This window comes from Spirochaeta thermophila DSM 6578 (genome assembly GCF_000184345.1).
GTDB classification, from domain to species: Bacteria; Spirochaetota; Spirochaetia; order Winmispirales; family Winmispiraceae; genus Winmispira; species Winmispira thermophila.
In genome coordinates, this window is the sequence record NC_017583.1 from 1,582,917 (window position 1) to 1,608,800 (window position 25,884).

Annotated in this window: 16 protein-coding genes, 3 tRNA genes and 3 rRNA genes; 3 read left to right on the forward strand and 19 right to left on the reverse strand. The window is 61.8% G+C overall.

The features are described 5' to 3' along the window. Window positions 1–13: 13 nt before the first annotated feature. From SPITH_RS07185 to SPITH_RS07195, 3 genes are read right to left on the reverse strand one after another with little or no spacing between them, the layout of a single operon-like run. Window positions 14–568 carry a hypothetical protein gene (locus SPITH_RS07185; RefSeq protein ID WP_014625012.1) on the reverse strand — a complete coding sequence of 185 codons (555 nt, stop codon included), beginning with the start codon at window positions 566–568 and terminating at the stop codon, window positions 14–16. Beyond that, complete coding sequence (locus SPITH_RS12780) at window positions 561–2,033, reverse strand: NAD(P)H-hydrate dehydratase (protein WP_281047811.1); 1,473 nt, start codon at window positions 2,031–2,033, stop codon at window positions 561–563. The genes SPITH_RS07185 and SPITH_RS12780 overlap by 8 nt, the downstream gene beginning before the upstream one ends. Beyond that, window positions 2,033–3,262 carry an LIC_12708 family protein gene (locus SPITH_RS07195; RefSeq protein WP_014625014.1) on the reverse strand — a complete coding sequence of 410 codons (1,230 nt, stop codon included), beginning with the start codon at window positions 3,260–3,262 and terminating at the stop codon, window positions 2,033–2,035. Before SPITH_RS07195 ends, SPITH_RS12780 begins: the two co-directional genes overlap by 1 nt. Window positions 3,263–3,337: 75 nt before the next feature. Here SPITH_RS07195 and secA point away from each other — a divergent pair, with 75 nt between their 5' ends. After that, on the forward strand, window positions 3,338–6,055 hold the full coding sequence (gene secA / locus SPITH_RS07200; RefSeq protein ID WP_014625015.1) for a preprotein translocase subunit SecA: 2,718 nt from the start codon (window positions 3,338–3,340) through the stop codon (window positions 6,053–6,055). Between the two features lie 32 nt (window positions 6,056–6,087). On the opposite strand, the gene SPITH_RS12785 is transcribed toward secA, so the two are convergent. Beyond that, on the reverse strand, window positions 6,088–6,222 hold the full coding sequence (locus SPITH_RS12785; protein ID WP_013313539.1) for a hypothetical protein: 135 nt from the start codon (window positions 6,220–6,222) through the stop codon (window positions 6,088–6,090). Between the two features lie 29 nt (window positions 6,223–6,251). Next, on the reverse strand, window positions 6,252–7,373 hold the full coding sequence (locus tag SPITH_RS07205; RefSeq protein WP_014625016.1) for a peptidoglycan DD-metalloendopeptidase family protein: 1,122 nt from the start codon (window positions 7,371–7,373) through the stop codon (window positions 6,252–6,254). Between the two features lie 109 nt (window positions 7,374–7,482). On the opposite strand from SPITH_RS07205, the gene SPITH_RS07210 reads away from it, so the two are divergent. Continuing rightward, entirely contained in the window at window positions 7,483–9,336 is a 1,854-nt protein-coding gene (locus SPITH_RS07210) for a penicillin-binding protein (RefSeq protein WP_014625017.1), read from the forward strand. Window positions 9,337–9,338: 2 nt separating this feature from the next. Further along, window positions 9,339–11,147: a motility associated factor glycosyltransferase family protein gene (locus tag SPITH_RS07215; RefSeq protein ID WP_014625018.1), complete on the forward strand. Its 1,809-nt coding sequence runs from the start codon at window positions 9,339–9,341 to the stop codon at window positions 11,145–11,147. 173 nt (window positions 11,148–11,320) lie between these two features. Here the strand turns inward: SPITH_RS07215 and rrf are convergent. The 14 genes from rrf to flgG form a co-directional block, all read right to left on the reverse strand. Continuing rightward, a 5S ribosomal RNA gene (rrf, locus tag SPITH_RS07220) occupies window positions 11,321–11,435 on the reverse strand. A 43-nt stretch (window positions 11,436–11,478) separates the two neighbouring features. Next, window positions 11,479–14,477: ribosomal RNA gene (locus tag SPITH_RS07225) — 23S ribosomal RNA — on the reverse strand. A 79-nt stretch (window positions 14,478–14,556) separates the two neighbouring features. After that, window positions 14,557–14,630 (reverse strand) — tRNA-Ile (locus tag SPITH_RS07230). Window positions 14,631–14,686: 56 nt separating this feature from the next. Next, a 16S ribosomal RNA gene (locus tag SPITH_RS07235) occupies window positions 14,687–16,232 on the reverse strand. Together the 16S, 23S and 5S rRNA genes with 1 tRNA gene alongside form the textbook arrangement of a ribosomal RNA operon. A gap of 285 nt (window positions 16,233–16,517) precedes the next feature. Then, entirely contained in the window at window positions 16,518–19,733 is a 3,216-nt protein-coding gene (carB, locus tag SPITH_RS07240) for a carbamoyl-phosphate synthase large subunit (protein ID WP_014625019.1), read from the reverse strand. 3 nt (window positions 19,734–19,736) lie between these two features. Continuing rightward, window positions 19,737–20,903 carry a glutamine-hydrolyzing carbamoyl-phosphate synthase small subunit gene (gene carA / locus SPITH_RS07245; protein WP_014625020.1) on the reverse strand — a complete coding sequence of 389 codons (1,167 nt, stop codon included), beginning with the start codon at window positions 20,901–20,903 and terminating at the stop codon, window positions 19,737–19,739. Between the two features lie 84 nt (window positions 20,904–20,987). Next, window positions 20,988–21,059: transfer RNA gene (locus tag SPITH_RS07250), tRNA-Glu, on the reverse strand. 9 nt (window positions 21,060–21,068) lie between these two features. Further along, a tRNA-Gln gene (locus tag SPITH_RS07255) sits at window positions 21,069–21,139 on the reverse strand. A gap of 47 nt (window positions 21,140–21,186) precedes the next feature. Further along, window positions 21,187–21,714, reverse strand: a complete 528-nt coding sequence (locus SPITH_RS07260) for an adenine phosphoribosyltransferase (RefSeq protein ID WP_014625021.1) — start codon at window positions 21,712–21,714, stop codon at window positions 21,187–21,189. A gap of 38 nt (window positions 21,715–21,752) precedes the next feature. Further along, the gene (gene tsaD, locus SPITH_RS07265; RefSeq protein WP_014625022.1) at window positions 21,753–22,769 is read right to left on the reverse strand and encodes a tRNA (adenosine(37)-N6)-threonylcarbamoyltransferase complex transferase subunit TsaD; all 1,017 of its coding nucleotides are present in this window, start codon (window positions 22,767–22,769) and stop codon (window positions 21,753–21,755) included. Continuing rightward, a complete protein-coding gene (locus SPITH_RS07270) occupies window positions 22,766–23,701 on the reverse strand; it encodes a divergent polysaccharide deacetylase family protein (RefSeq protein WP_014625023.1) in 936 nt (311 codons plus the stop codon). The genes tsaD and SPITH_RS07270 overlap by 4 nt, the downstream gene beginning before the upstream one ends. Window positions 23,702–23,737: 36 nt before the next feature. Then, entirely contained in the window at window positions 23,738–24,583 is an 846-nt protein-coding gene (locus SPITH_RS07275) for a sigma-70 family RNA polymerase sigma factor (protein WP_014625024.1), read from the reverse strand. Between the two features lie 186 nt (window positions 24,584–24,769). Then, complete coding sequence (locus tag SPITH_RS07280; protein WP_014625025.1) at window positions 24,770–25,057, reverse strand: rod-binding protein; 288 nt, start codon at window positions 25,055–25,057, stop codon at window positions 24,770–24,772. 10 nt (window positions 25,058–25,067) lie between these two features. Next, a complete protein-coding gene (gene flgG / locus SPITH_RS07285) occupies window positions 25,068–25,862 on the reverse strand; it encodes a flagellar basal-body rod protein FlgG (protein WP_014625026.1) in 795 nt (264 codons plus the stop codon). Between the last annotated feature and the right edge of the window lie 22 nt (window positions 25,863–25,884).

Here is a 25,884-nt window from a genome sequence, read left to right on the forward strand (position 1 = left end):
TGGACCTCCTTCGCTAATCTATCCTTCTAGGTTCCCGGGAGAGGAGGAACGTCTCCTGTCCCACCTGTAATAATACATAAATCATCGGGCTCTGGCTATCCGATTCAGGGAGCGGAAGCGAAAAGGTGAACACCCAGGGGCCCTCACCCTCTCCCGCGATTCCCGAAAAGAGAGGCTCCCCGGAAGAGGACAGCTCCTCCTTCTGGAATCCTCCATATCCCAAGACCTGCACCGGCACGACCCTCTCATCATCCCGCCTCACCTTCACACTGCCCAGGACCTGTCCCTGATAGGAGACCGCCTCGAGCCTCCACACGTACCCCGAGGCGGTGACCTCCCAGTCTCTGGGAGCGAGGAAGACATGGTAGATGAGGGCCATGATGACGATCACCACCACGTCGAGGAGGAGGATCATGAGCGAGGTGTTCCTCCAGAAGGGACGGGAGTCGATACGGGATCCATCGCGCGGGGGAGCCATGGAGAGGCGTTCCTCCCGACTGTAGCGGAAGGTGAGCTCCTCCTCGTGGGGGAGGGAGGGGGGAAGGTCCTTTCCTTCCCGGTCAACCATAGTCCACCCCCAGATCCTTCAAGATGGTCCCCACCTCCCCCACCAGATCCTCCGCTCCGAACCATCCCCTGCGCGCGAACAAGCGCCTCCCCGCCTCCCCATGCGCCACCACCCCCGCACACGCCGCCTCCTCCACCCCCACCCCATGCGCCAGCAGCCCCCCTATCACCCCGGCCAGCACGTCTCCCGCCCCTCCCGTCCCCAACGGCGCGCACATCCCGTCGTACACCCACACCCTTCCCGAAGGCGCCACCACCCACGTGGTGTGCGCCTTCAGGACCACCACCGCACCCAACCCCCGCGCGAGCTCCCCGCACACCCGCCCAGGCGCGCCGAGCACCTCCTCCACCGTACACCCTGCAAGACGCGCGCACTCTCCGGGATGCGGCGTGAGCACCCACCTCCCACCCAGATCGAGCCGGCCCTCCCCGTCCCGCAACCGGGCGAGGGCCTCGAGCCCATCCGCATCGATCACCCCCCTCCCGCAACGCCCGAGGATCGCGGCCAGCTGCCCCACCCGTCCCTCCCCCCTTCCCCACCCCGGCCCCACCACCGCCGCATCCACCCGCACCCCCTCATCGCCCGGCCGCACCACCACCCCACCCCCCAGCCCCCCCAGAAGCCCGTACACCTCCTCGTCGCAACAGAGGTAGACCAGTCCTGCAGGCGTCCTCGCCGCAGCCCTCGCCGAGAGCAACGCCGCACCCGCCAGACCCCTGCTCCCCGCCCACACCCCCACACGCCCCCTCTCCCCCTTGTGCGACGCCGCCCGCACCCTCCCCACCAGCCCCCCCACATCCCCCGGCCCGAGCCACCATCCCTCGGCCTCCTCCCTCACCACCTCCGGAGGAAACCCTATCGGCACCACCCGGAGCTCCCCCGCCCACTCCCGCCACGCCGGCACCAACACCTCCCACTTCCCCACCCCCACCATCGCCGTCACATCCGCCCTCACCCCCCCCTCACAACCCACCCCGCCGGGCACATCCACCGAAAACACCCTCGCCCCACTCTCCCCCACCACCCTGAACAACTCCGCCACATCCTCCGCGAGCCCCCCCCTCGCCCCCACCCCCAACACCCCCTCCACCACCCACCCCGCCTCCCTGCACACCCGCCTCACCTCCTCCCTCTCCTCCTCCCACACCAGCACGGGCACCCCCAACCGCTCGAGCACCCTCGCCTGGACCCTCCCCGCCTCCGAGAACCGCCGCGCCCTGAGGACCAGCCGCACATCCCTCCTTCCCTCCAACCACGCCCACCGCGCCATCACCATCGCATCCCCCCCATTGTTCCCCGACCCGCACACATACACCACAGGCCCATCCTCCCCCGCCACCTCCCGGAACACCTCATGGAGCCGCATCCCCGCCTGCTCCATGAGCACCAGCTCAGGCACCCCATACTCCTCCCGGGTCCGGGCATCCACCCGCCGGGCACCCTCCACGGAAACGAGCGGCCTCATCATCCACCCCCCGACACGAGGTAACGATCCGTCCTCCACCAGAACAAATCGACCCCCCCCGCCGACACCACCAACGCCGCGAGCATCCCCTCCGGCGTCACGGTGAAACGCACGTACACCGGCTCGGCCCGAGGCATCTCCAGCCGGAAGTCCCTCGCCACGAGACTCACCGCATCCACCACCCTGAGGGAGAGCCCCTCCTCCCCCTCCTCCCTCTTCACGAAGAACAAGTGCTGACCAGGCCCCACCCCCACGAAATCGTACGGCATCGGCACCGCCTGATCCCTCCTCGCGAACACACGCTCCTCCGAAAAAAGCCGCTCTTCCGGAAGCTCGTAGAACGAGAGATAGCGTCCTTCCGAGAAACTGTACCAGTACACCCTGCTCACGTACCGTTCGATCCCCCACACCGTACCCGTCTCCTCGTCCACCCCCTCGATGAAGTAATCCAGCTTCACGAACACCCCCTCCCCATCCATATCGGGCACCACCCCGGCGATGGACGGCACCACCCGTTCCACCGGGACCCCCGACGGCAGAGGCAACCTGTCCAGACCGAACGAGCGGTACCACCGTCGCTTCCCCTCCCTGTCGTACCAGTACACCTCCCAGGAGGCCCCCACCCGACACACCACCACCACCTCGTCCCCCTCGACCACGTACACCCCCTCGATGTAGGGAAACGGAGCCCCTGTGACACCCTCCCTCCCGAGATAATCGCGGTACGACCCGTCCTCGGCGAACCGCACCACCACCTGATTGAAGACCATCCCCCGCTCCTCGTCGCGCTCCACCCGCTCAGGCGGAAGGGCATCCTCAACCAGGAGCTCCATCCGCGACGTCACGGCCAGACTCTCGTTCTGCACGAAACCGTAGGGAAAGGCCTTTCTGGGGCTCGACCTGTCCCCCACCTGCGAGAGCATCCCCGGCGGGGGATTCTTGGCCGGATTGTACCACAACCGCAGGAGCTCACCGTACGACGAAAACTCCATCACCTTGGCGGCACTCGCATTACCCACGAAGAACCTCCCCTCCCGGACCGCGAGATTCACATCGTTCGCCGCCACGTCCCCGGCGAAGGGGAAGAAACTCACCTCGTCCTCGAGCCGACCGAACGGGAGGTGGATCACGTTCTCCATCGGGAGCTCCACCACCTGCGTTCTCCCGCATGCCATCACGAGGAGAAAGACCCCCCCCGCCGCCGCCCTGTAGAACCATGACAATTTCATTACCAGCTTATACTAACCGTGGCCTATCTCCCTGTCAATCTTGACCTTATCCCCTCAAAGCGATAGCTTAAAACCATGAGCATACTCGAACGCCTCTTCGGAACCAAACGGGAACGCGACGTGAAGGCCCTCCTCCCCCTCCTTCACGAGGTGAACAGACGCGAGTCATGGGCGACATCGCTCCCCGATCACGCCTTTGCCGAGAAGACCCGGGAGTTCAAACAGCAGATCCAGGCAGGCCGCACCCTCGACGACATACTCCCCGAAGCCTTCGCCCTCGTACGAGAGGCCGCCAGACGGAAGCTCGGCGAACGCCTCTACGACGTACAGATCCTCGGTGCCATCGTCCTCCACCAGGGCAAGATCACCGAGATGAAAACCGGTGAGGGGAAGACCCTCGCGAGCGTCCCGGCCGCCTATCTCAACTCCCTCACAGGAAGAGGCGTCCACATCGTCACGGTGAACGACTACCTCGCCGAACGCGATGCCAACTGGATGAAACCCGTCTACGACCTCCTCGGCGTCTCGGTGGGCGCCATCCTCTCGCAGATGGACACCGCCGCACGGAAAGAGGCCTATGCCAAGGACATCACCTACGGGACCAACAACGAATTCGGCTTCGACTACCTGCGTGACAACATGTGCTACGACATCTCTCAAAAGGTCCAGCGCGGGCACGTCTACTGTATCGTGGACGAGATAGACTCCATCCTCATCGACGAGGCCCGTACCCCCCTCATCATCTCCGGCCCGGCTGAAGACGACCGGCGCAAATTCCTCGACGCCAACCGGATCGTCCCTTTCCTCAAGGAATGTGAGAAGGATCCCGAGACCGGCGAATACCTCGAGGAGACAGGAGACTACAAGATCGACGAGAAAGGCAAGCGGGTCATGTTCACCACCCGCGGTCTCGAACGCATAGAGGAACTCCTCCTGCGACACAAGGTCATCCAGGGATCGCTCTTCTCCGAGGAGAACTTCGAATACATCCACTATGTCACCCAGGCGTGCAGGGCGCACTTCCTCTTCCACAAGGACGTCGACTACGTGGTCAAAGAGGGACAGGTGCAGATCGTCGACGAATTCACGGGCCGCATCCTCCATGGACGCCGCTACTCCGACGGACTCCACCAGGCCCTCGAGGCAAAGGAAGGCATCCGCGTGGCCGAGCGCAACCGGACCCTCGCCACCATCACCTTCCAGAACTACTTCCGCATGTACGAGAAACTCGCCGGCATGACCGGCACCGCGGAAACCGAGGCCAAAGAGTTCGCCAAGATCTACGGCCTCGAGGTCGTGGTCATCCCCACCAACCGACCCGTACGACGAATCGACGACGACGACCTCGTCTTCCTCAACGAGGAGGAAAAACTCGACGCCATCTGCGACGAGATCCTGGAGGTGCACAGGAAAGGCCAACCCATCCTGGTGGGCACCATCTCCATAGAGAAATCCGAGACCCTGTCGACCATGCTCAAACGACGCGGAGTCCCCCATGAAGTGCTCAACGCGAAGAACCACGCCCGTGAGGCCCTCATCATCGCGGAGGCGGGAGCGAAAGGCGCCGTCACCATTGCCACCAACATGGCCGGCCGTGGTACCGACATCAAACTCGGAGGGAGCCCCGAGTTCCGCGCCCGCAAACGATGCGGCACGGACGCCGCCCCGGAGGACTACCTTGCCGCGTACGAGGAAGAGCTCAAGCGATGGGAGCGCGATTACGAAGAGGTCAAGGCCCTGGGAGGACTCTACGTCATCGGTACCGAGCGTCACGAGTCGCGCCGCATCGACAACCAGTTGCGCGGACGCTCCGGCAGACAAGGCGATCCCGGCCGCTCCAGGTTCTTCATCTCCATGGACGACTCCCTCATGCGCCTCTTCGGCGGCGGCAATCTCAAGCAGATGATGGTCCGGGTGGGCATGCAGCCCGGCGAACCAATCAACCATCCCCTCATCAACCGGAGCATCGAGCGGGCCCAACAGAAGGTCGAGGAACGCAACTTCGAAATCCGAAAACACCTCCTCGAATACGACGACGTACTCAACGAACAGCGAAAGTTCATCTATGCCCAGAGGGACGACATCCTCACGGACAACCACCTTCTCGACCGGGTCCGCACGGCCATCGAAGACCTCGTGGACGAAGCCCTCGAACACGTATTCCGAGACCCGCACCCCTCGCCGGACCTCCTGCTCCGCACACTCCAGGAACACCTCTACTACGCCCCCCCCATCCCCGACGACATCCCCTTCACCCAGGAAGCCCTGCGTGATCACCTGCTCGCCCTCATCGACCGGGAACTGAGAGAGAAGGAAGAAAAGGCGGGCAAAGAGGCCCTCAACCTCTTCCTCAGATTCGAGTACCTCAGAAACATCGACCAGGGGTGGCAGGAACACCTCGAGCAGATGGAAGCGCTCCGGGAAGCGGTGTACCTACGCGTGTACGGGCAGAAGAACCCTCTCCTCGAATACAAGCTCGAAGGTTCCGACATCTTCGAAAATATGATCTATCGGATCAGGGCCGGCATTGCGCGGAAGCTCCTCCTCCTGCGCATCGAGGAACGCCCTCCGGTGGGGACCGGCGCGCGCCGACCTCAACGCATCCAGGCCGTACACCAGGACTTCAGCGTACTCCAGCCGGTGGGGGCACCCACGCGCCAACGCATGAGCACCCCTCCCCGCGCAGCCCAACCGGCCCAGGCGACCGTACGCCGGACCGGGCGGAAGATCGGAAGGAACGAGCCCTGCCCCTGCGGGAGCGGAAAGAAGTACAAGCACTGCTGCGGGAGATAGGAGGGAACCACCGGGTGCCGAGGAAGCCCGCCTCAGCCGTCCACCACACTGGCGGCCGCCTGAGCGGGCTCTTCGCTATGGGCAGTACGGGAGAGCTCACTCGTATACACGTTCACCAACGTCACCACGGCGAACAACACTACGAGTACGATGGCCAGTCGTCGCATTCCATCCCTCCTCGAATCGTCGTCCTATTTTAATGAAGATATCGAAGCGGGTCTACCGCCTTTCCATACTTGAATATCGAGAAGTGGAGGTGGGGCCCCGTACTGTACCCCGTGTTTCCAACATCACCGACCCTTCCCCCCTGGGAGACATAGGCTCCCTTCTCGACCCTGATCCGCGAGAGATGGGCATAGAGGGTCTGAAACCCATCGGGATGAGAGAGGATCACGTACTTCCCATAGATCGGATGCGTCCCCGTCTGCACCACCCTCCCCCCGAGTGCGGCATACACAGGAGTCCCCACATCACCGGGGATATCGATCCCATTGTGGAACTTCGGCACCCCGGTGAACGGATCCGGGCGTATACCGAACCCCGATGAGATCCTCCCCCGCAGGGGAAAGATGAAGAGCTCTCCCAGAGCCTTCTTGAGCTCGAAGGAAGTCATGCGGGCACCGGGGATGAAGAGCTTCTGTCCCGGCGTGAGCACGTCGGAGTCGAGATCGTTCGCATCGAGGATCCGTGCGAGTGAGACCCCGAATCGTCCGCTCAACCCTTCGAGCGTATCCCCCCGCCGCACGGTATAGAGGAGGCCGTCCCTATCCGGCACCTGGATCTGCGCCCCCACGGGGATACGCCTCACATCCTCTATGGTATTGAAGCTCACGAGGGTATCCATTCTCAACCCGAAACGCCTCGCCACATCGTAGAGAGTGTCCCCCTCTTGTATCGTATAACTACGGATGGAGAGTCTCGAGAAGAGGGAAGGGTCGACGGGTTCGAGGATATCGGCGGGAGGATGCTCCTCCCTTCGTACGTACGAACGGAGGATCTCCGAGATATCCTCGTGTGATTCCGCCACGGGAATCGACACGGTCACGGAGGAGAGGGAAGGAGCGATGAAGAAGAAAAGACTGAGCGCCAACGACACGGTCATCACCGAGAGCGCCCCCCTCCTGCAGAGGTCGGAGGAGGTGATGCGCTCCCACACCCGGTGCAACAGGACCCGCCCCGGACGAGTACGCCTCTCCACGGAAGGGAGGTGGCCCACCATCCTGATCCGGGACCCCGGGATGCGATCAGGGACACGCCTCTTCCGGGGGAGACCCGGCTTCACATAGGTGCTTTCCATGTAGAACGACGTTCGTTGCATCGATCCCCTCCTCTCTCTGATATCGACAGGGAGGGATCGTTACCTTACACGGAGATCCATCCATAATCGATTGAGACGGACAGCTCAATCGTGCTAGGGTAGGATGGCAATGATCGGTTCCAGACTCGGCTGGCGCGACATCCTGGTCTTCACCCTCATCGGCATCTGGGGCGTGCTTCTCGTGGGTCGCTACGCCCACCTCATGCTCTCCGGTTCCCCCCAGGACTCCTCTCCTTCCCGCTCCATCATACGAGGACCCATCCTCGACAGGAACGGGGAGATCCTCGCCATGCAGACACGTCTGGCTGCTCTCACCGCATGGAAACCTTCGATCACTCGACCGGAAGAGGCGGCCCGCCTCCTCTCACCCATACTGGAGATGAGTGAGGAGGAACTCCTCTCCCTCATCCAACGATATCCGGGGTTCTTCTATGTGAAACGTCGGATCTCCCCATCGGAGGAGCAGGAGATCAAGAATCTCCTGGAAGCTGGATCGCTTCCCGGCTTTTCCCTCCAGCCTGAATTCGTGCGGATCTATCCTTTCAAGCAACTCGCTTCACACGCCGTAGGGTTCGCCGGTACCGACAGCAGGGGACTCGACGGCATAGAATACACCATGGACAGGACCCTCATGTCATCCCCCCTCGAGAGCCCCGCAGCATCGGGCAATCAGGTGGTCCTCACCATCGACGTGAACATCCAGCACAAGACCGATCAGATCGCCCGTCGGATACAGGAGGAGGAACAGGCCGATTCGGTGATGATCCTGGTGGCGGACGCCCTCACAGGCGAGATCCTCGCCTACACCGCACTACCCGACTTCGACCCCAACCACTATCCCGAGGCAACGGACGAGGAACGCTTCAATTATCCCGTGTCGGCGGTGTACGAGCCCGGTTCCGTGTTCAAGATCTTCAGCCTCGCCAGCATCGTGGAACTGGGAGGAGCTTCCCGGGAGAGCACCTTCTTCTGCAACGGCTTCTACGAAAACGCCTCGGTCTCTCCCCCCATCCGTATCAGATGCCTCGGGGTCCACGGGACCGAGACCATACAGGACATCCTCGCGAACTCCTGCAACGCCGGAGCTGCCTATGCCTCGGACACCGTGGATCGCCAGCGCTTCTATGAGATGCTCACGAGGCTCGGATTCGGTTCCAGGACAGGGATCAGACTCAACGGGGAGAGTGCAGGGGTCCTGCAGCCGCCGCGTCTCTGGTCACTCAGATCCAAACCCACCATCGCGATCGGGCAGGAGATAGGGGTGACGGCGATCCAGATGATCCAGGCGGCCACCGCTCTTGCGAACGGCGGCGTGATGCTCAGACCCCGTATCGTGAAAAAGGTCCTCTCGTCCGACGGAAGCGTGATCGAGGAGATGGGACCCGAACCCGCAGGCCGGGTCTTCTCGCCCGGCACCGCGGCCCTTATACTGGAGGGCATGAGAGAGGCCGTGGAGCGGGGCACCGCGAGACGAGCCGCCCTGGAGCAGCTTCCCATCGCGGCCAAGACAGGTACCGCCCAGAAGGTGGACCCCGAGACCGGACGTTACTCCGAGACCGCTTTCGTGGCCTCCACCCTGGCCCTCCTCCCTGCCGACGACCCGCGGGTCATCGTCTATGTGGTGATCGACACCCCGCATGGGGACAGCTACTACGGTGGAAGGATCGCGGCCCCGGTGGTACGGGAGATCGCCGCCTTTCTCCAGGACTACCTCCCCCTTCCCTCGGGGAATCGGACCACCCTCGTCGGTACCGGCCACGTGACCCCCCTTTTGCAGAGGCTCCCCGAGATCGGAGATGAGATCCCCGACTTCACAGGCCTCTCCAAAAGGGACCTCATCCCTCTCCTCCTGAGAGACGATATCGAAGTGATCATCAGGGGCTCCGGATGGGTGACCCGACAGGATCCCCCGCCGGGTACACCCTACAGCCCCGGTATGCGGCTCATCCTCGAACTGGAGTAGGAATGGACACCTTCACGGCGAACCTTGAGGCACTCAAACGCCTCCTTCCCCGGGAACACCTCTCCCTGCTCGAACGATCCGGTTCCGTCCCTGTGGAGCTCCAGGGGGGAGACATCCCCACCCTCCTACTCGCGGGCCGTGTGGTGCACAGCAGCAGAGCGCCCGAGAAGGAAGCCGCTCGGCTCTTCGAGCATCGGCCCGAACTCCGCCATGCCCAGGTCGTGGTCTTCCTCGGATTCGGACTCGGCTACCACCTGGAGGCCTTCCTGGAAAAGAACCACTACGGCGAGGCCTGGGTGCTGGAACCCGCCCCGGAGGTGCTCCTCCACGCCGCGCGGACAAGATCCCTCACCCGTATCCTCTCCTCCGATCGCGTGAAGATCCTCCTCCCCTCCCCCGATGTGCCGAAACGTCTCTATCACGACCTCCTGGGAAAGGGATCGGAGAAGATCTTTTTTCACTCCCTTCCGGCCTATACCTATGCCTTCCCGGACGAAGCATCCCGTCTCGCCTCACTCGTAAACCGCATCCGGGAAACGAGGAGAATCAACCGTTTCACCATCGAACGCTTCGGGAGGAGGTGGATCCGCAACCTCCTCGTGAACCTTCCCTGGATCCTCTACGGGAGGGGGATCGAACTCCTCCAGAACGAATTCCCGTACCCCACCCTCCTCCTGGCGGCGGGCCCCACCCTGGATCAGATCGGCTCCCTCCTTCCCGAACTCGCCAGGCGCTGCATCGTGGTGGCCACGGACACCGCCTACAGATGGGCCATGGCACACGGGGTGGAGCCCGACTTCGTCGTCATCGTGGACCCTCAATACTGGAACACCCGGCACCTCGACCACATGGGCCAAGGAACATCCCTCTTCATCATGGACCCTGCGGTCTATCCCTCCCTGATCAGGAGGCACGCATCCCGGAGTCTCTTCATCGCATCCCCTTCCCCTCTCGCTGCCTACCTCTCCCGGTGGATCCCGTTCCGCGCTCGACTCGGCGCTGGAGGATCGGTCTCCACCACGGCATGGGACTTCTGCCGATACATCGGGAGCAACACGATCTTCTGCGCCGGTCTCGACCTCGCCTTTCCCGATGGGAGGACCTATTACCGCGGCTCGCTCTACGAGAGACTACGACACTCGGCCTCCTGGAGGCTCAACCAACCCGTTCAGGAGGAGACGCTCGCCCTCTGGGAGGGGGGAGCCGACGTCGTCGAGATCGAGGAAGACCATCCACTCATCACCAATGCGAGGATGAAGCTCTACGCATCTTGGTTTTCACTCCACCTCCCCGAGAGCATGGTGAAGAGCGTACGTATCACCGGGCCGGGCCTCCCGATCGAGGGGATGGAACAACTTCCCCCCGAGGACATCCTGGGACTCCCCCCTGTTCGAGAACACATCGACCCCCTCATACGAGAGATCCTCGCCGGTGATCTAGCCCCTGAGCGTCCGGACACGAAGACAGGGGAGAAGGCCCTCGCAATCTACGAACACCTCCTCGAGGGACTCTCCGAGCTGGGTTGTCTCCTCGAACAGGGTCTCAAGACACTCGCCACCTGGGACGGCACGCCCCGACACGCGCAGGAGATCTTCTCATCCCTGGAGGGCGTGGACAGCCGGATCTATACCCATCCCCTGAGGGATCTCGTGGGATTCCTGCTCCAAGACATCGTGGACAGACTCTCCGATGAACCGGCGATGGAACACGTGCTCGGCAACTCCAGGATTCTCTATCAGAAGATCAGAGAAGGTGTCGTCCTCCATCGCACTGAAATAGAACGAGCCCGTGAAATGGTGAAAAAACTCTAAACTCAGAGGAAAACCGACCGAAAAGAGAAGTGTGGTTTATGATCAGTGACCCCCTGGAGGGGCACGGCATGCTTCCGGAGGGAGCATGCCGTTTTTTTTATGCACTAGTGTCAAGTATGATTCATAAAAAAACCCCTCCCTTTCGGCGGGGTCGCTATAAGTACAAAAAAAGAGCCTGGCGACGGCCTACTCTCCCACCCCTCATGGGGCAGTACCATCGGCGCTGGAGGGCTTAACTTCCGTGTTCGGAATGGGAACGGGTGTTGCCCCTCCGCTCGAGTCACCAGGCAATGATTCCATTGTTTGGCAGAGGAAAGGGGATCAGGAAGATACGGTCAAGTCTCACGGAGGATTAGTACTGGTCGGCTGAACGTGTTACCACGCGTACACCGCCAGCCTATCGACGAGGTCTTCTCCCTCGCTCCTTCAGGGCACATAACGTGCCGGGGATGGTTCATCTTGGGGTGGGCTTCCCGCTTAGATGCCTTCAGCGGTTATCCCTTCCGGACTTGGCTACCCAGCAGCTACCGCTGGCGCGATAACTGGTACACCAGAGGTCCGTCCACTCCGGTCCTCTCGTACTGAGAGCAGACCCCCTCAACCATCCAACGCCTGTGGCAGATAGGGACCGAACTGTCTCACGACGTTCTGAACCCAGCTCACGTACCGCTTTAATCGGCGAACAGCCGAACCCTTGGGACCTGCTCCAGCCCCAGGATGCGATGAGCCGACATCGAGGTGCCAAACCCTGCCGTCGATGTGGACTCTTGGGCAGGATCAGCCTGTTATCCCCGGAGTACCTTTTATCCGTTAAGTGACGGCCCTTCCACTCGGTACCGCCAGATCACTAGGACCCGCTTTCGCGCCTGCTCGACCCGTCGGTCTCGCAGTCAGGCCACCTTATGCCCTTGCACGTCCACGCTGATTTCCAACCAGCGCAAGGTGACCTTCGCGCGCCTCCGTTACCCTTTAGGAGGCGACCGCCCCAGTCAAACTGCCCACCTGACACTGTCCACCTACCGGATCACGGCAGGTGTTAGAAACCCTACATGGCAAGGGTGGTATTTCACCGACGGCTCCACCTGTGCTGGCGCACAGGCTTCCCTGCCTCCCACCTATCCTACACATGCCATGCAAAGTCCCCATGCCAGGCTGCAGTAAAGGTTCACGGGGTCTTTCCGTCTAGCCACAGGTAATGGGCATCTTCACCCATACTTCAATTTCACCGGGTCTCGCGTTGAGACAGCGCCCAAGTCGTTACACCTTTCGTGCGGGTCGGAACTTACCCGACAAGGAATTTCGCTACCTTAGGACCGTTATAGTTACGGCCGCCGTTTACCGGGGCTTCGGTTCACCGCTTCGCCTTGCGGCTCACGGATCCCCTTAACCTTCCGGCACCGGGCAGGTGTCAGTCCCTATACGTCCTCTTGCGAGTTCGCAGAGACCTGTGTTTTTGGTAAACAGTCGCTTGGGCCTGGACTCTGCAACCCCCAGTAAGCAGCTTCCGCCACCCACCAGAGGCCCCACTTCTCCCGAAGTTACGTGGGTAGTTTGCCGAGTTCCTTAACGCGAGTTCTCCCGCGCGCCTTGGAATGCTCATCCCGCCTACCTGTGTCGGTTTCCGGTACGGTCTCTCACAGCTTACCCCTAGAGGCTCTTTCTCGGCAGCATGACTACACCAGCTTCGCCCCTGTTACAGGGCTCGGCTTCACGGCTCACCTCAGGCGGCGGATTTGCCTACCGCCCTCTCCGGCTCGCCCGCTTACACCGGGTCTACCATCCCCCGGCCCGGCTTCGCCTCCTGCGTCACCCCTTCGGAAACTGTGAGAGGCACGGGATTATCAACCCGTTTCCCATCGGCTACGCCTTTCGGCCTCGCCTTAGGGGCCGGCTAACCCTGAGCAGACGACCTTTACTCAGGAAACCTTAGGCTTTCGGCGGAGGGGATTCTCACCCCTCTTTTCGTTACTCATGCCTGCATCCTCACTTCCGCCCCCTCCAGCATGCCTCCCAGCATGCCTTCATCGGTACGCGGAACGCTCGCCTACCGCCAACACCCTCAAACAGGTGTCGACCCGCAGCTTCGGTACCGTGCATAGCCCCGTTACATTATCAGCGCAGGGCGACTCGACCAGTGAGCTGTTACGCACTCTTTTAAGGAATGGCTGCTTCTAAGCCAACCTCCTGGCTGTCTTCGCCGCCCCACCTCTTTTCCCACTAAGCACGGTTTCGGGACCTTAGCTGGCGGTCTGGGCTGTTCCCCTCTCGACCACGAACCTTGTCGCCCGTAGTCTGACTCCTGCAGACCCTGTAGCGGCATTCGAAGTTTGGTTGGGTTTGGTACCCGGTGAAGGGCCCTAGCCCATCCAGTGCTCTACCTCCGCTACAGTCAACTGCAAGGCTAGCCCTAAAGCTATTTCGGCGAGAACCAGCTATCGCCGGGTTTGTTTAGCCTTTCACTCCTATCCACAGCTCATCCCTGCCTTTTTCACCAGACTAGGGTTCGGTCCTCCACTGGGTGTTACCCCAGCTTCAACCTGGCCATGGATAGATCACCCGGCTTCGGGTCTACTGCTGCAAACTAGCGCCCTCTTAAGACTCGGTTTCCCTACGGCTCCGGGACTCCTGTCCCTTAACCTCGCTTGCAACAGTAACTCGCAGGCTCATTCTGCAAAAGGCACGCCATCACCCGCTTCCGCGGGCTCTGACTGCTTGTAGGCCTATGGTTTCAGGTTCTCTTTCACTCCCCTCCCGGGGTTCTTTTCACCGTTCCCTCACGGTACTCTTCCACTATCGGTAGCCGCCTCGTATTTAGCCTTGGAGGGTGGTCCCCCCAGATTCAGTCGGGCTTCCTCGGGTCCCGACCTACTCGGGTACCGTTCCCACGCAGGCACCTCAGCTTTCGTGTACGGGGCTTTCACCCTCTCCGGCTGGCCTTCCCAGACCATTCCACTAGCCGGATGCTTGGTAACTGCGCGAGGGATTCCGGGCTCCCTCCAGAACGGCCCCTCAACCCCATGCCGGCAACGGCCCAGACCTTCTACACCAGCATGGTTTAGGCTCCTCCCCTTTCGCTCACCACTACTCAGGGAATCTCATCTTGATTTCTTCTCCTCCGGGTACTGAGATGGTTCAGTTCCCCGGGTCTCGCTCCTATGAACCTATGTGTTCAGTCCATAGGTGACGGGCCTCCAGCCCGCCGGGTTACCCCATTCGGGAATCCACGGATCTCAGGGTGTGTGCCCCTCCCCGTGGCTTTTCGCAGCTTACCACGCCCTTCTTCGCCGAGCGGCTCCGAGGCATCCACCATAGGCCCTTATCTCCTTGACCATATCTCCCCTCTCCCCCTTCTCTACCCTCTGCCAAAGAACAGAACGCGTGCAGCACGCGCTGCCACGCTTATCCACAGTGGGCCTGACTAGATTTGAACTAGTGACCTCACGCTTATCAGGCGTGCGCTCTAACCACCTGAGCTACAGGCCCACACCTGTTCCACGAGAAAAAGCGAAGGGAGGTCTTTCAGGGTGTCTTTCTCTCAGAAAGGAGGTGATCCAGCCGCACCTTCCGGTACGGCTACCTTGTTACGACTTCACCCCCCTCACCAGGCGTACCTTCGACGGCGCCCTCCCTTACGGGTTAGGCTACCGGCTTCGGGTACCCCCGACTCGGGTGGTGTGACGGGCGGTGTGTACAAGGCCCGGGAACGCATTCACCGCGCCATGGCTGATGCGCGATTACTAGCGATTCCACCTTCATGGAGTCGGGTTTCAGACTCCAATCCGTACTGAGACCGGCTTTCTGGGATTTGCTCCGCCTCGCGGCTTCGCCTCCCTCTGTACCGGCCATTGTAGCACGTGTGTAGCCCAGGGCATCAGGGCCATGATGACTTGACGTCATCCCCACCTTCCTCCGGTTTGTCACCGGCAGTCCCGCCTGAGTGCCCGGCTTCACCCGATGGCAACAGACGGCAGGGGTTGCGCTCGTTGCGGGACTTAACCCAACACCTCACGGCACGAGCTGACGACAGCCATGCAGCACCTGTCTACCAGCCCCTCGCGGGGAAGCTGCATCTCTGCAGCCGCCCGGTAGATGTCAAGCCCTGGTAAGGTTCCTCGCGTATCATCGAATTAAACCACATGCTCCACCGCTTGTGCGGGCCCCCGTCAATTCCTTTGAGTTTCACCGTTGCCGGCATACTCCCCAGGCGGTGCACTTAACGCGTTAGCTTCGGCACCGAGCCTCCAAGGCCCAACGCCTAGTGCACATCGTTTACGGCGTGGACTACCAGGGTATCTAATCCTGTTCGCTCCCCACGCTTTCGGGCCTCAGCGTCAGTCTCCGGCCAGGAGCTCGCCTTCGCCTCCGGCGTTCCTCCCGATATCTACAGATTTCACCCCTACACCGGGAATTCCAGCTCCCCCTCCGGGACTCCAGCCCAGCAGTTTCCGGTGCACACTACGGTTGAGCCGTAGCCTTTTACACCAGACTTGCCAGACCGCCTGCGCCCCCTTTACGCCCAGTAATTCCGAACAACGCTCGCCCCCTACGTATTACCGCGGCTGCTGGCACGTAGTTAGCCGGGGCTTATTCCCCAGGTAACGTCATCAGACGGGCATTACCTCCCGCCCTTATTCTTCCCTGGGAAAAGGGGTTTACAACCTTCCGGCCTTCTTCCCCCACGCGGCGTCGCTCCGTCAGGCTTTCGCCCATTGCGGAAGATTCTTGGCTGCTGCCTCCCGTAGGAGTCTGGGCCGTGTCTCAGTCCCAGTGTGGGGGGCCATCCTCTCAGACCCCCTACCCATCGTCGCCTTGGTAGGCCGTTACCCTACCAACTAGCTAATGGGCCGCAGGCCCCTCCTCAGGCGACCCTTATCGGGCCTTTCCTCCTATAGCCACAGCCATAAGAGGCCATCCGGTATTACCCCGTGTTTCCACGGGCTATCCCCAACCTGAGGATAGGTCACCTACGTGTTACTCACCCGTCCGCCGCTCTCAGGTGGTGCAAGCACCACCCTACCGCTCGACTTGCATGCCTAAGACGCGCCGCCAGCGTTCGTTCTGAGCCAGGATCAAACTCTCCATCATTCTCTTAACCACACTCCGAAGAGTGCGGTTCTTCTTCTCGCTCAAACCTTACCTCATGCCGTACCACTACCCAACGCAGCAGTACGACCACTTCGTCTCCGTCACACCCTTACTCAACCTCCCCTTCGCTACCTTCTGCCAAAGAACACAATTCCACAGCGCAGTTTTATAGTATGCGCCTTTTCATTCACTTTGTCAAGCGGGTTACATCCGCTCGCTCTTGCGAATGCGAGGGTGACTATACCCGACTCCCTCTTTTTTGTCAACACCTCCGGCGCAAAAAACTCACTCGAATTTCGTCACCTCCTGCACCCGGACTTCACCGGAGAGGAGATACTTTATCCCCTCCACCGCCGCCTTGGCCGCGGACGTGGTGGTGGTATAGGGGATCTTCCTCCTCAAGGCCTCTATGCGGATGTGTTCGTCCCCCCGCTGGGAGAATCGACCGAGGGGGGTGTTGATGACCAGATGGATCCGGCCCCTCCTCATGTGATCGACGACATTCGGATGCCCCTCATGGAGCTTGAGGAGGACCTCCGAAAAGATACCGTGTCGATAGAGGAAGTCGGCGGTCCCTCTCGTGGCCGCGATCTCGAATCCGAGCTCCACGAGTTCCTTCACGATAGGCAGGATCGTCGCCTTGTCGGCATCGTGCACCGAGACGAACACCCGTCCCTTCGTGGGAAGGGTGTTCCCCGCCGCCAGCTGGGCCTTGGCGAAGGCCTCTCCGAAGGTGCGGCCTATCCCTATCACCTCGCCGGTGGACTTCATCTCAGGCCCGAGTATGGGGTCGACCGTGCGGAACCGGTCGAACGAAAACATGGCCTCCTTCACCGCCCAGCCCACCACACACCGTCCTTCGCCTACACCGTCCTCTCCCACGAGCCCCTGGGTCTTGAGGTCCTCCCCTTCCCACACCCTCACCGCGGCCTTCACCATGTTCACCCCCGAGGCCTTGGAGAGATACGGTACGGTCCGGGAGGCCCTGGGGTTCACCTCGAGCACGTAGAGCACGTCGTCCTTCACCGCGTACTGGATATTGAGGAACCCTTCCACGCCCAGTGCACGGGCGATCTTCACCGTGGCGTCCTTCATCTGGGTGAGCACCTCGGGGTTCGACTTGTACGGGGGGAAGACGCAGGCGGAATCGCCGGAGTGTATGCCCGCCGCCTCGATGTGCTGCATGATCCCCCCGATGTAGACGTTCTCTCCATCGGAGACCGCATCAACGTCGTATTCGAAGGCATCTTCGAGGAACTGGTCCACGAGCACCGGTCGTTCGGGTGAGATCTCAACGCCACGCCTGAGGAACTCCTCGAGTTCGTCGGGCGAGAACGCGATGAACATGCTCTTCCCGCCCAGGACGAACGAGGGACGGAGGAGGACCGGATAGCCGATCTCCTCGGCAAAGGCGCGCACCTCCTCGAGGGTACGGGCCGCGCGGTTGGCCGGCTGGTTGAGCCCCACCCGACGCACGAGATCGGCGAAAAACCCTCGGTCCTCCGCTTCCTTGATACCCCGCACCGGTGTACCCACGATCTCGGCACCTGCCGCCTCGAGGGCCTCGGCCATGTTGAGGGGCGTCTGGCCGCCGAGCTGGACGACGACCTTCTTCGTCTTCTCCTTCTTGAGTATTTCCCCCACATCCTCCGGGGAGAGAGGCTCCAAGTAGAGCCTATCGGAGACATTGAAGTCGGTGGACACGGTCTCGGGGTTGGAGTTCACCATGATGGCCTTCTTCCCCAGTTCCCGATAGGCCATGGTGGCGAGCGTGCAGCAGGTGTCGAACTCGAGACCCTGCCCGATCCTGTTCGGCCCGGAGGCGATGATGATCACGCTCTCCTCACCGGCATCCCCGCCCTCGTCGATCTCGCCGTAGGTGCTGTAGAAGTAGGGGGTCTGGGCCTCGAACTCCCCGGCGCAGGTGTCCACGAAGTGGTAGGAGGCCCTGAAGCCATGGGCATCCCGCATGGCGCTCACCTCCTCCTCGCGCATCCCCACGAGCGAGGCGATGCGCCTGTCGGTGAGTCCGTACTGCTTCGCCTGGAGGAGGCGCTCCGGGGTGAGCGTGCGCTCACGCTCGAGCTCGTTCTCGAACTCGGCCACCCGGGCCATCTCGAAGAGGAACCACGGATCCACCTTGGTCTTCTCCGCGAGATAGGGCACCGCTCCTCTCCCCTCCCGTCGGAGCACGGTGTAGATGGCGAAGAACTTCCTGGGATGGAGGAAGTGGAGCATCCGCTCGAGGTCCTCGTCACTCACACCACGAAGCTCCTGGAGCCCCTCGAACCCGTATTCGGCCGCACGCCAGGCCTTGTTGAAGGCCTCGGCGAAGGTCCTCCCCAGGGCGAGGGATTCGCCGATCGACTTCATCTGCGTGCCCAGCTCCTCGTACTCCGAGGGGAATTTGTCGAACTCGAACCGGGGGACCTTCACCGCCACGTAGTCGAGGGCCGGCTCGAAGCAGGAAACCGTCTTCCCCGTGATCTCGTTGATCACCTCGTCCAGGGTATACCCCACGGCGAGTTTGGCGGCACACCGGGCGATGGGGAAGCCCGTCGCCTTGCTCGCGAGGGCACTCGATCGGGAGACGCGGGGATTCATCTCTATCACCACCATCCTCCCGGTGTCCGGCCGTACGGCGAACTGCACGTTCGATCCCCCACAGTCCACGCCGATGGCCCGCAGCACCTCTATCCCGGCGGTCCGCATCTTCTGGTACTCCCAGTCGGAGAGGGTCTGGATGGGGGCCACGGTCACGCTGTCGCCGGTGTGCACGCCCATGGGATCGATGTTCTCTATCGAACAGACGATCACTGCATTGTCCATGTGGTCGCGCATCACCTCGAGTTCGAACTCCTTCCACCCGAGGAGCGATTCCTCGATGAGGGCCTCGTGGACCGGACTCTCGAGGAGGGCCCGTTCCAGGAGGAGTTCGAAGTCCTCGGGCGTGGAGGCGATGCTCCCGCCCTTGCCGCCCAAGGTGAAGCTCGGCCGGATCACCAAGGGCAAGCCTATCTCCTCCATCACCTTTCGTCCCTCTTGCAGGCTCTTGACCATCGCCGATCGGGGCACGTCCAGGCCGATACTCGTCACCACCTCCTTGAACTTCCCCCGATCCTCGGCCTTCCTGATGGCCTCCACGTTCGCGCCGATGAGCTCGACCCCGTAGCGGTCGAGCACCCCCGCCTCGTAGAGCTCCACCGAGAGATTGAGGCCCGTCTGCCCTCCCATGGTGGGGAGCAGGGCGTCAGGCCGCTCCTTCCTGATGATCTCCTCGAGGTAGGGAACCTCGAGCGGCTCCATGTACACCACGTCGGCGAGGCCGGGAGTGGTCATGATCGTGGCGGGGTTGGGGTTCACGAGGATGACTCTGTAGCCCTCCTCTTTGAGGGCCTTCACGGCCTGGGTCCCGGAGTAGTCGAACTCACAGGCCTGACCTATCACTATGGGACCCGAACCTATGATAAGTACCGATGAGATATCCTTTCGTGCCGGCACGGGCTACTCCTTTCTCGCCCTGAGGGCGGTGCTGATGAACTCGTCGAAGATCCAGGAACAGTCATGAGGACCGGGTCCTGCCTCCGGGTGGAACTGGGAGGCCTTCACCGGGAGATCCCTGTGGGCGATTCCCTCCACCGTGGCATCGTTGGCGTTCCTGAACCAGACGAGAAGGTCGTCGGGCAGGGTCTCTTCGTCCACTGCGAACCCGTGGTTCTGGGAGGTGACGAAGACCCGGCGGGTGAACTCGTCACGCACCGGGTTGTTGATGCCGTGATGGCCGAACTTCATCTTATAGGTCTTGGCGCCAAAGGCGAGGGAGATGATCTGGTGGCCCAGGCACACGCCGAAGAGGGGCTTCTTGCCGATGAGGGAGCGGGCGAGGTCGATCTGCTCGGTGAGCACCGCCGGATCGCCCGGACCGTTGGAGAAGAGCACGGCGTCGAACTCGGGTGTGAGGAGCTCGTCGGCTCCCACGGAACTGGGGAAGAGCGTCACCTGCACGTCGCGGGCCTTGAGCTCCCGTATGATGTTGGCCTTGATCCCGCAGTCGATCACTGCGAAGTGAGGAGGCCGCCGGCCCTCCAGATCCACGACCTGATGCGTGCCTACGTACCCTATGAGGTTCGCCCCTTCCATGTGGGGGATGCTCGTGAGGTATTCCACCACCCTCGTCCGCTCCTCGTCGTTGAGCATCTCCCTCCCGTGGGGCACGGCCACGATGACTCCGAAGGGGCTCCCGCCATCGCGGAGTCTCAGGGTGAGGGCACGGGTATCCACGCCGGTGATACCGGGGATCCCCTGTGAGGCGAGGTACTCGTGAAGGGACATGCGCCCCTCGGGAACCGGTCCGTCATAGAGCGAGCGTATGACGAAACCTGCGGCCTTCACCTTACGCCGCCCCTCCTCCGGACCACTCTCGCACCAGGCCTCATCCACCCCGTAGTTCCCGATATGGGGATAGGTCATGGTCACGATCTGTCCGGTATACGAGGGATCGGTGAGGATTTCGAAGTATCCCACCATCCCCGTGTTGAACACCACCTCCCCCACCCCTTCGAGCGGTTTCAGCCCAGGGGTGAGGCGCTCGATCGGAAGGGCGGGGGCACCGAAAGAGGTGCCGTAGAAGACCATCCCGTCTTCCAGGACCAGGGCACAGCGTTCTTCCATTACTGGCTCCTATTGCATATTTATGCGATATTTTCTGCATATTTATGCAGAAAATCCTAAAAAAAATCCGGCAGCCGCCGGATATAGCCCCTAGGGGAGTCGAACCCCTGCCTGAAGAATGAGAATCTCCTGTCCTAACCACTAGACGAAGGGGCCATGTCTCCGTTCCCCGGGGAGGACTCGAACCCCCACAAGCAGATCCAGAGTCTGCGGTGCTACCATTACACCACCGGGGAATGAATCTTACCAGAATCTACAAAAAACCTTCCCCCGTGTCAAGCCCCTACTCGTGCTCGTAGTCGATGAGGGTGGTGACGGGGATGCCGGCGAGGTACTCCCTGAACTTGAGGAAGGGGAGTCCGATGACGCAGAAGATCTCCTCCACCTCGGCCCCACACTCGGTCAGGAGTTCCGCCGCAGCCTTGAGCGTGCCTCCCGTGGCCACCAGGTCGTCCACCAGGAGGATGCGCTGCCCCTCGTGCACATCGGCCTCGTGAACCTCGATCACGTCCTCCCCGTACTCGAGCTGGAACCGTCGCGCCCGCGTCTTGCCCGGAAGCTTGCCCTTCTTCCTCACGAGGACGAGGGGAAGCCCCATCCTGTGGGCAAAGGGCGCGGCGAAGAGGAACCCCCGGGACTCCACGGCTGCCACCGCGTTGACAGGGCGGTCCTTGTACCGCTCGACCATCCGCTCGATGCAGTAGGAGAAGGCCTCTGGATCCATGAGGATGCTCGTGATGTCGTAGAACAGGATGCCCGGCTTGGGGAAATCGGGCACCTTGCGGATTCTCGCGTCGAGATCGAAGGACATGTCACCCCTCCGTCGATGAGTTTCACCCCGGCCGGAACTCACGTGCCGGCATAGGGCTTGAAGGCCTCGACCCGCGCATGGACGTCGAGATCGAGGGCGGCGAACTTCCCCTCCCGCGCGTAGTGATAGGCGATACCCGCCACCATGGCACCGTTGTCGCCGCAAAGCGGGAGAGAGGGAAAGAACACGTGCCAATCGGACCTGGCACCAAGGGCGTTCCTGAGATACGAGTTGGCGGCCACCCCGCCGCCCACCACGATCCGGCGGATACCCGTATCCTCCACCGCGAGTTCGAGTCGTCTCAGGATCATGTCGATGGCGGCCTTCTGGAAGGCTGCGGCGAGGTTCTCGTCGGTCCGGGGGTACTCGGGATTCCAGAACTGGTCGAGCTGATGGATGGCCGCGGTCTTGAGCCCCGAGTACGAGACATCGTACCGGTGTCTCCCCTTGTGGAGAGAGGGGTCGGGGAAGGCGCACGCCTCGGGGATCCCCTTCCGGGCGAGGCGGTCTATCACCACACCGCCGGGATATCCCCATCCATAGTGCTTGGCCACTTTGTCGAAGGCCTCGCCGCACGCATCGTCAATGGTGGTACCGAGCACTCGAAACTCGTCGTAGCTCCTCACCTCTGCGATCACGGTGTGCCCACCCGAGAGGAGGAGTCCCAGGAACGGATACGGGATATCGAACTCCATCAGAGGAGCATAGAGATGGGCCTTGATGTGATCCACCGCGACGAGAGGCTTCCCGAGCCCATAGGCGAGGGCCTTGGCGAAGGCCACACCCACCACCAGGGCGCCCACGAGCCCCGGGCGGTTCACCACGGCCACCGCATCGAGGGACTCCTGGGCCACCCCTGCCTCATCGAGGGCCTTGAGGTACACATCCGCTATCCATTCGACGTGCTTCCGGGAGGCGATCTCCGGCACCACCCCGCTGTACGGCTTGTGGAACTCTATCTGGGTGGCCACCACGTTGCTCAAGATGCGTCGTCCGTCTTCGACCACCGCCACCCCGCACTCGTCACACGAGGTCTCTATACCCACTATCCTCATCGCCGCTCCAGTACCTCCAGTATGTCCCCCAGGATCACGCCCTCATTCCTGGCGCGATCCGCCATTCGGTCGAGCACGCCGGGAAGGACCCGTGTCCACACGTGGCCTATGGCCACTGCCCTCCCACGTCTCCTGGCGATCTGCACGGCGTGCATGAAGGCCTGTTCGACGTAGGCCTCGGTCTGTTCGTTGTCCAGGAACACGTCCCGCTCCATCACAGGCACCCCGAGCCTGAGCGCCGTCTCCCGCACCACGCTCTCGGCCGTGGTCCTGCTGTCGACGAACAGGAGACCGCCGGCGGCAAGGATACTAAGAATCCACTCCATTCGTAAAGGGTCTTTGGTGAAACGAGAACCCATGTGGTTGTTCACCCCTTGCACCCCGGGGACCGAGGCGAGGTCCTCCGCGATCACCTTCTCGATCTCGTTCCAGGACATGGAGACATAGAGGGCCCCGGGGCCGGGGTCTTCATCCCCCTCGGGCTCCATGGGGAGATGCAGGAAGAGGGTCTTGCCGGCCTCCTGCACCTTGAGGGCCACTTCCTTCGAGAGGGGGAGACCCGGAAGCACGGAGACAGTGAGCGGGAAGGGAAGGGAGAGGAAGGGGGCCACCTGGTCGAGAGAATACCCTGCATCGTCGATGATGAGGTAGAGGACCCCCTCCACCCGAGGGGTGGGAGAGGGGCTCGGGAGCGGGCTGGGGACGGGTGACGGGGAAGGCACGGGTGTAGGGAGGGGAGAGGGCACCGGACGGGGAGGCACCACCACCCATACGGCGACCGCTCCCGCGAGCAGGCCGAGGAGAAACCACACGAGGCCGAAGCCCTTCGCGCTCCGCTTCGCCTTCGCACGCTTTCTCGCAGGCTTCCTGCGGCCGCGGGATCGGGAGCTCCCGCTTCTCTTCCGGGGAGACGGCTTCTCTGTACTACTCACACCTCATATATCGCCGTTTCCGGCGTAAACTTCAACTCACCGGGAGAGCACGTAATCGCCCACCACCTCGGCTCGCTCCCTCAGTTTCCGGAGGGCACGGATCTCTATCTGCCGCACGGTCTCGGGCGAGATCCCCATCTGCTCGCTCAATGTCTTGAGGGTATAGCGGGGTCCGGTGAGCGCATAGCGATGGAGCACGACCTCGCTCTCTCGGGAATCCAGGGTCCGCTGTATGAGGGTGAGGGTATCCTCCCTGCAGGCCTTCCTGCACACCTCTTCTTCTGGAGAGGCTCCACCGGGGCAGACATCGTGGAGGTCCATGCTCCCGTCGTTGATCTGGGTTTCCAGGGAGACCACCTCCTGGCCCAGGTTGATGAGCTCTTCGACTTCCTCGCTCTCCATGCCGAGAAGATCGGCGATCTCCTCGGTGGAGGGCTCCCTCATGAGCCGCTGTTCGAGGAGCCGTCTCGCCTTCTCTATCTTTCGGAGCACGTCCTCCTTACGGTTCGGAAGTCGTATCGGCCGACGTTTGTTCATGAGCGCCCTGTGGATGGCCTGTCGTATCCACCAGGCCGCGTAGGTGGAGAAGCGGATATTCCTCCGGTAGTCGAACTTCTCCACCGCCCGGATGAGGCCGATGTTACCTTCCTGTATGAGATCGAGGAGGGGGATATCCGGTACCGAGAACTGGAGCGCGATCTTCACCACGAGCCTGAGGTTTGCGGTGATGAGCCGTTCCCGCGCCACGGGATCACCCCGGCGTATCCGCTTGCCGAGCTCCCTCTCCTCTTCGGGAGAGAGCAGTTTGTAGCGCTTGATCTCCCTGAGATAGGCCGTCTCTTCCCTTCCGACGCTGTACTTCACGACTCTCTTTCTGCTCATGGCACACTCCTGTCCATTATCTAGCAAGGAGCGTGCCATAATCCAACACCCATACAATTCATTTCAAGAAAAAGAAAAGGGAAGGATCATGAGATCCTCCCCGTACCATCCTATTTGTCACCTCGTCTTCTGTATGCTTTTTCATACATCACGGCAGCACATTTTTCTCATTTCACTACACCTCGATCATCCGGAGAGTTCCTTGTAGAGCATCTCTGCGAGACCGAACCTGGTGCTCTTGGCCATGAGCCGAGCATACTCGTCGTAGAGCATGTCCTCGAAGACCTCCTCGGCCATGTTCTTCTCGAGGAGCCCTGATCTAGGCACCCCCTTCCGCATCTGATCGACCATCATCTTCACGAAGAGGGCTTCAAACTCCTCGGTTGCCTCCTTGAGCTTCGGATCCTCCTTCCGGGGGAGCCCAGGAGTCACCGATGTGTCTACTATTTTATACAGGTCGAGGGGGTTGATCACCGCGGTCCTCCTACCGCTTGAGGTTCACGGCGGTGCCGAGCATGGAATCCGAGGTCTGCACCGCCTTCGAATTGAGCTCGTAGGCCCGCTGAGCCACGATCATCTCCACCATCTCGTTCACTACGGAGACATTGGACATCTCGAGGAACTTGTGAAGGAGCTTGCCCATACCATCGAATCCGGGTCTCCCGCCTATGGGATCACCCGAGGCGTTCGTCACCTTGTAGAGGTTGTCGCCCACGGCGAGGAGTCCTGAGGGGTTCACGAAGCGGTAGATCTGTATCTGGCCCACCTCCACGGGATCGTCCTGACCGGGCACCTTCACGGTCACCCTTCCGTCCTCCGAGACCGAGAGGGTGTCGGCAATGAAGCCTTCGGGGAGGACGATCTCGGGGATGAGGCGGTACCCGTTCGAGGTGACGAGCTGGCCGTTGCTGTCGATCTTGAAGGAGCCGTCACGGGTATAGGCGTAGGTGCCGTCGTAGAGGAGGACCCTGAAGAACCCCTCGCCCTGAATCGCGAGGTCGCTCACATTGTCCGTGTGCTGGAGGGCCCCCTGGGTGAAGATCTTGCTGCTCGCCGCCACCCGTACGCCGTGTCCCACCTGTGTGGGGGTGGGCACCACGGTCACCTCGGTGGCAGGGGTACCCGCCATGCGGACGGTCTGGTAGATGAGGTCCTGGAAGTCCACCCGGTTCTTCTTGAATCCGGTGGTGTTCACGTTCGAGAGATTATTCGCCACCGTGTCTATGTGGTACTGCTGTCCCACCATGCCGGACGCCGCGGTCCAGAGCGATCGCATCATATCTCCGCCTCCTCATCCATCA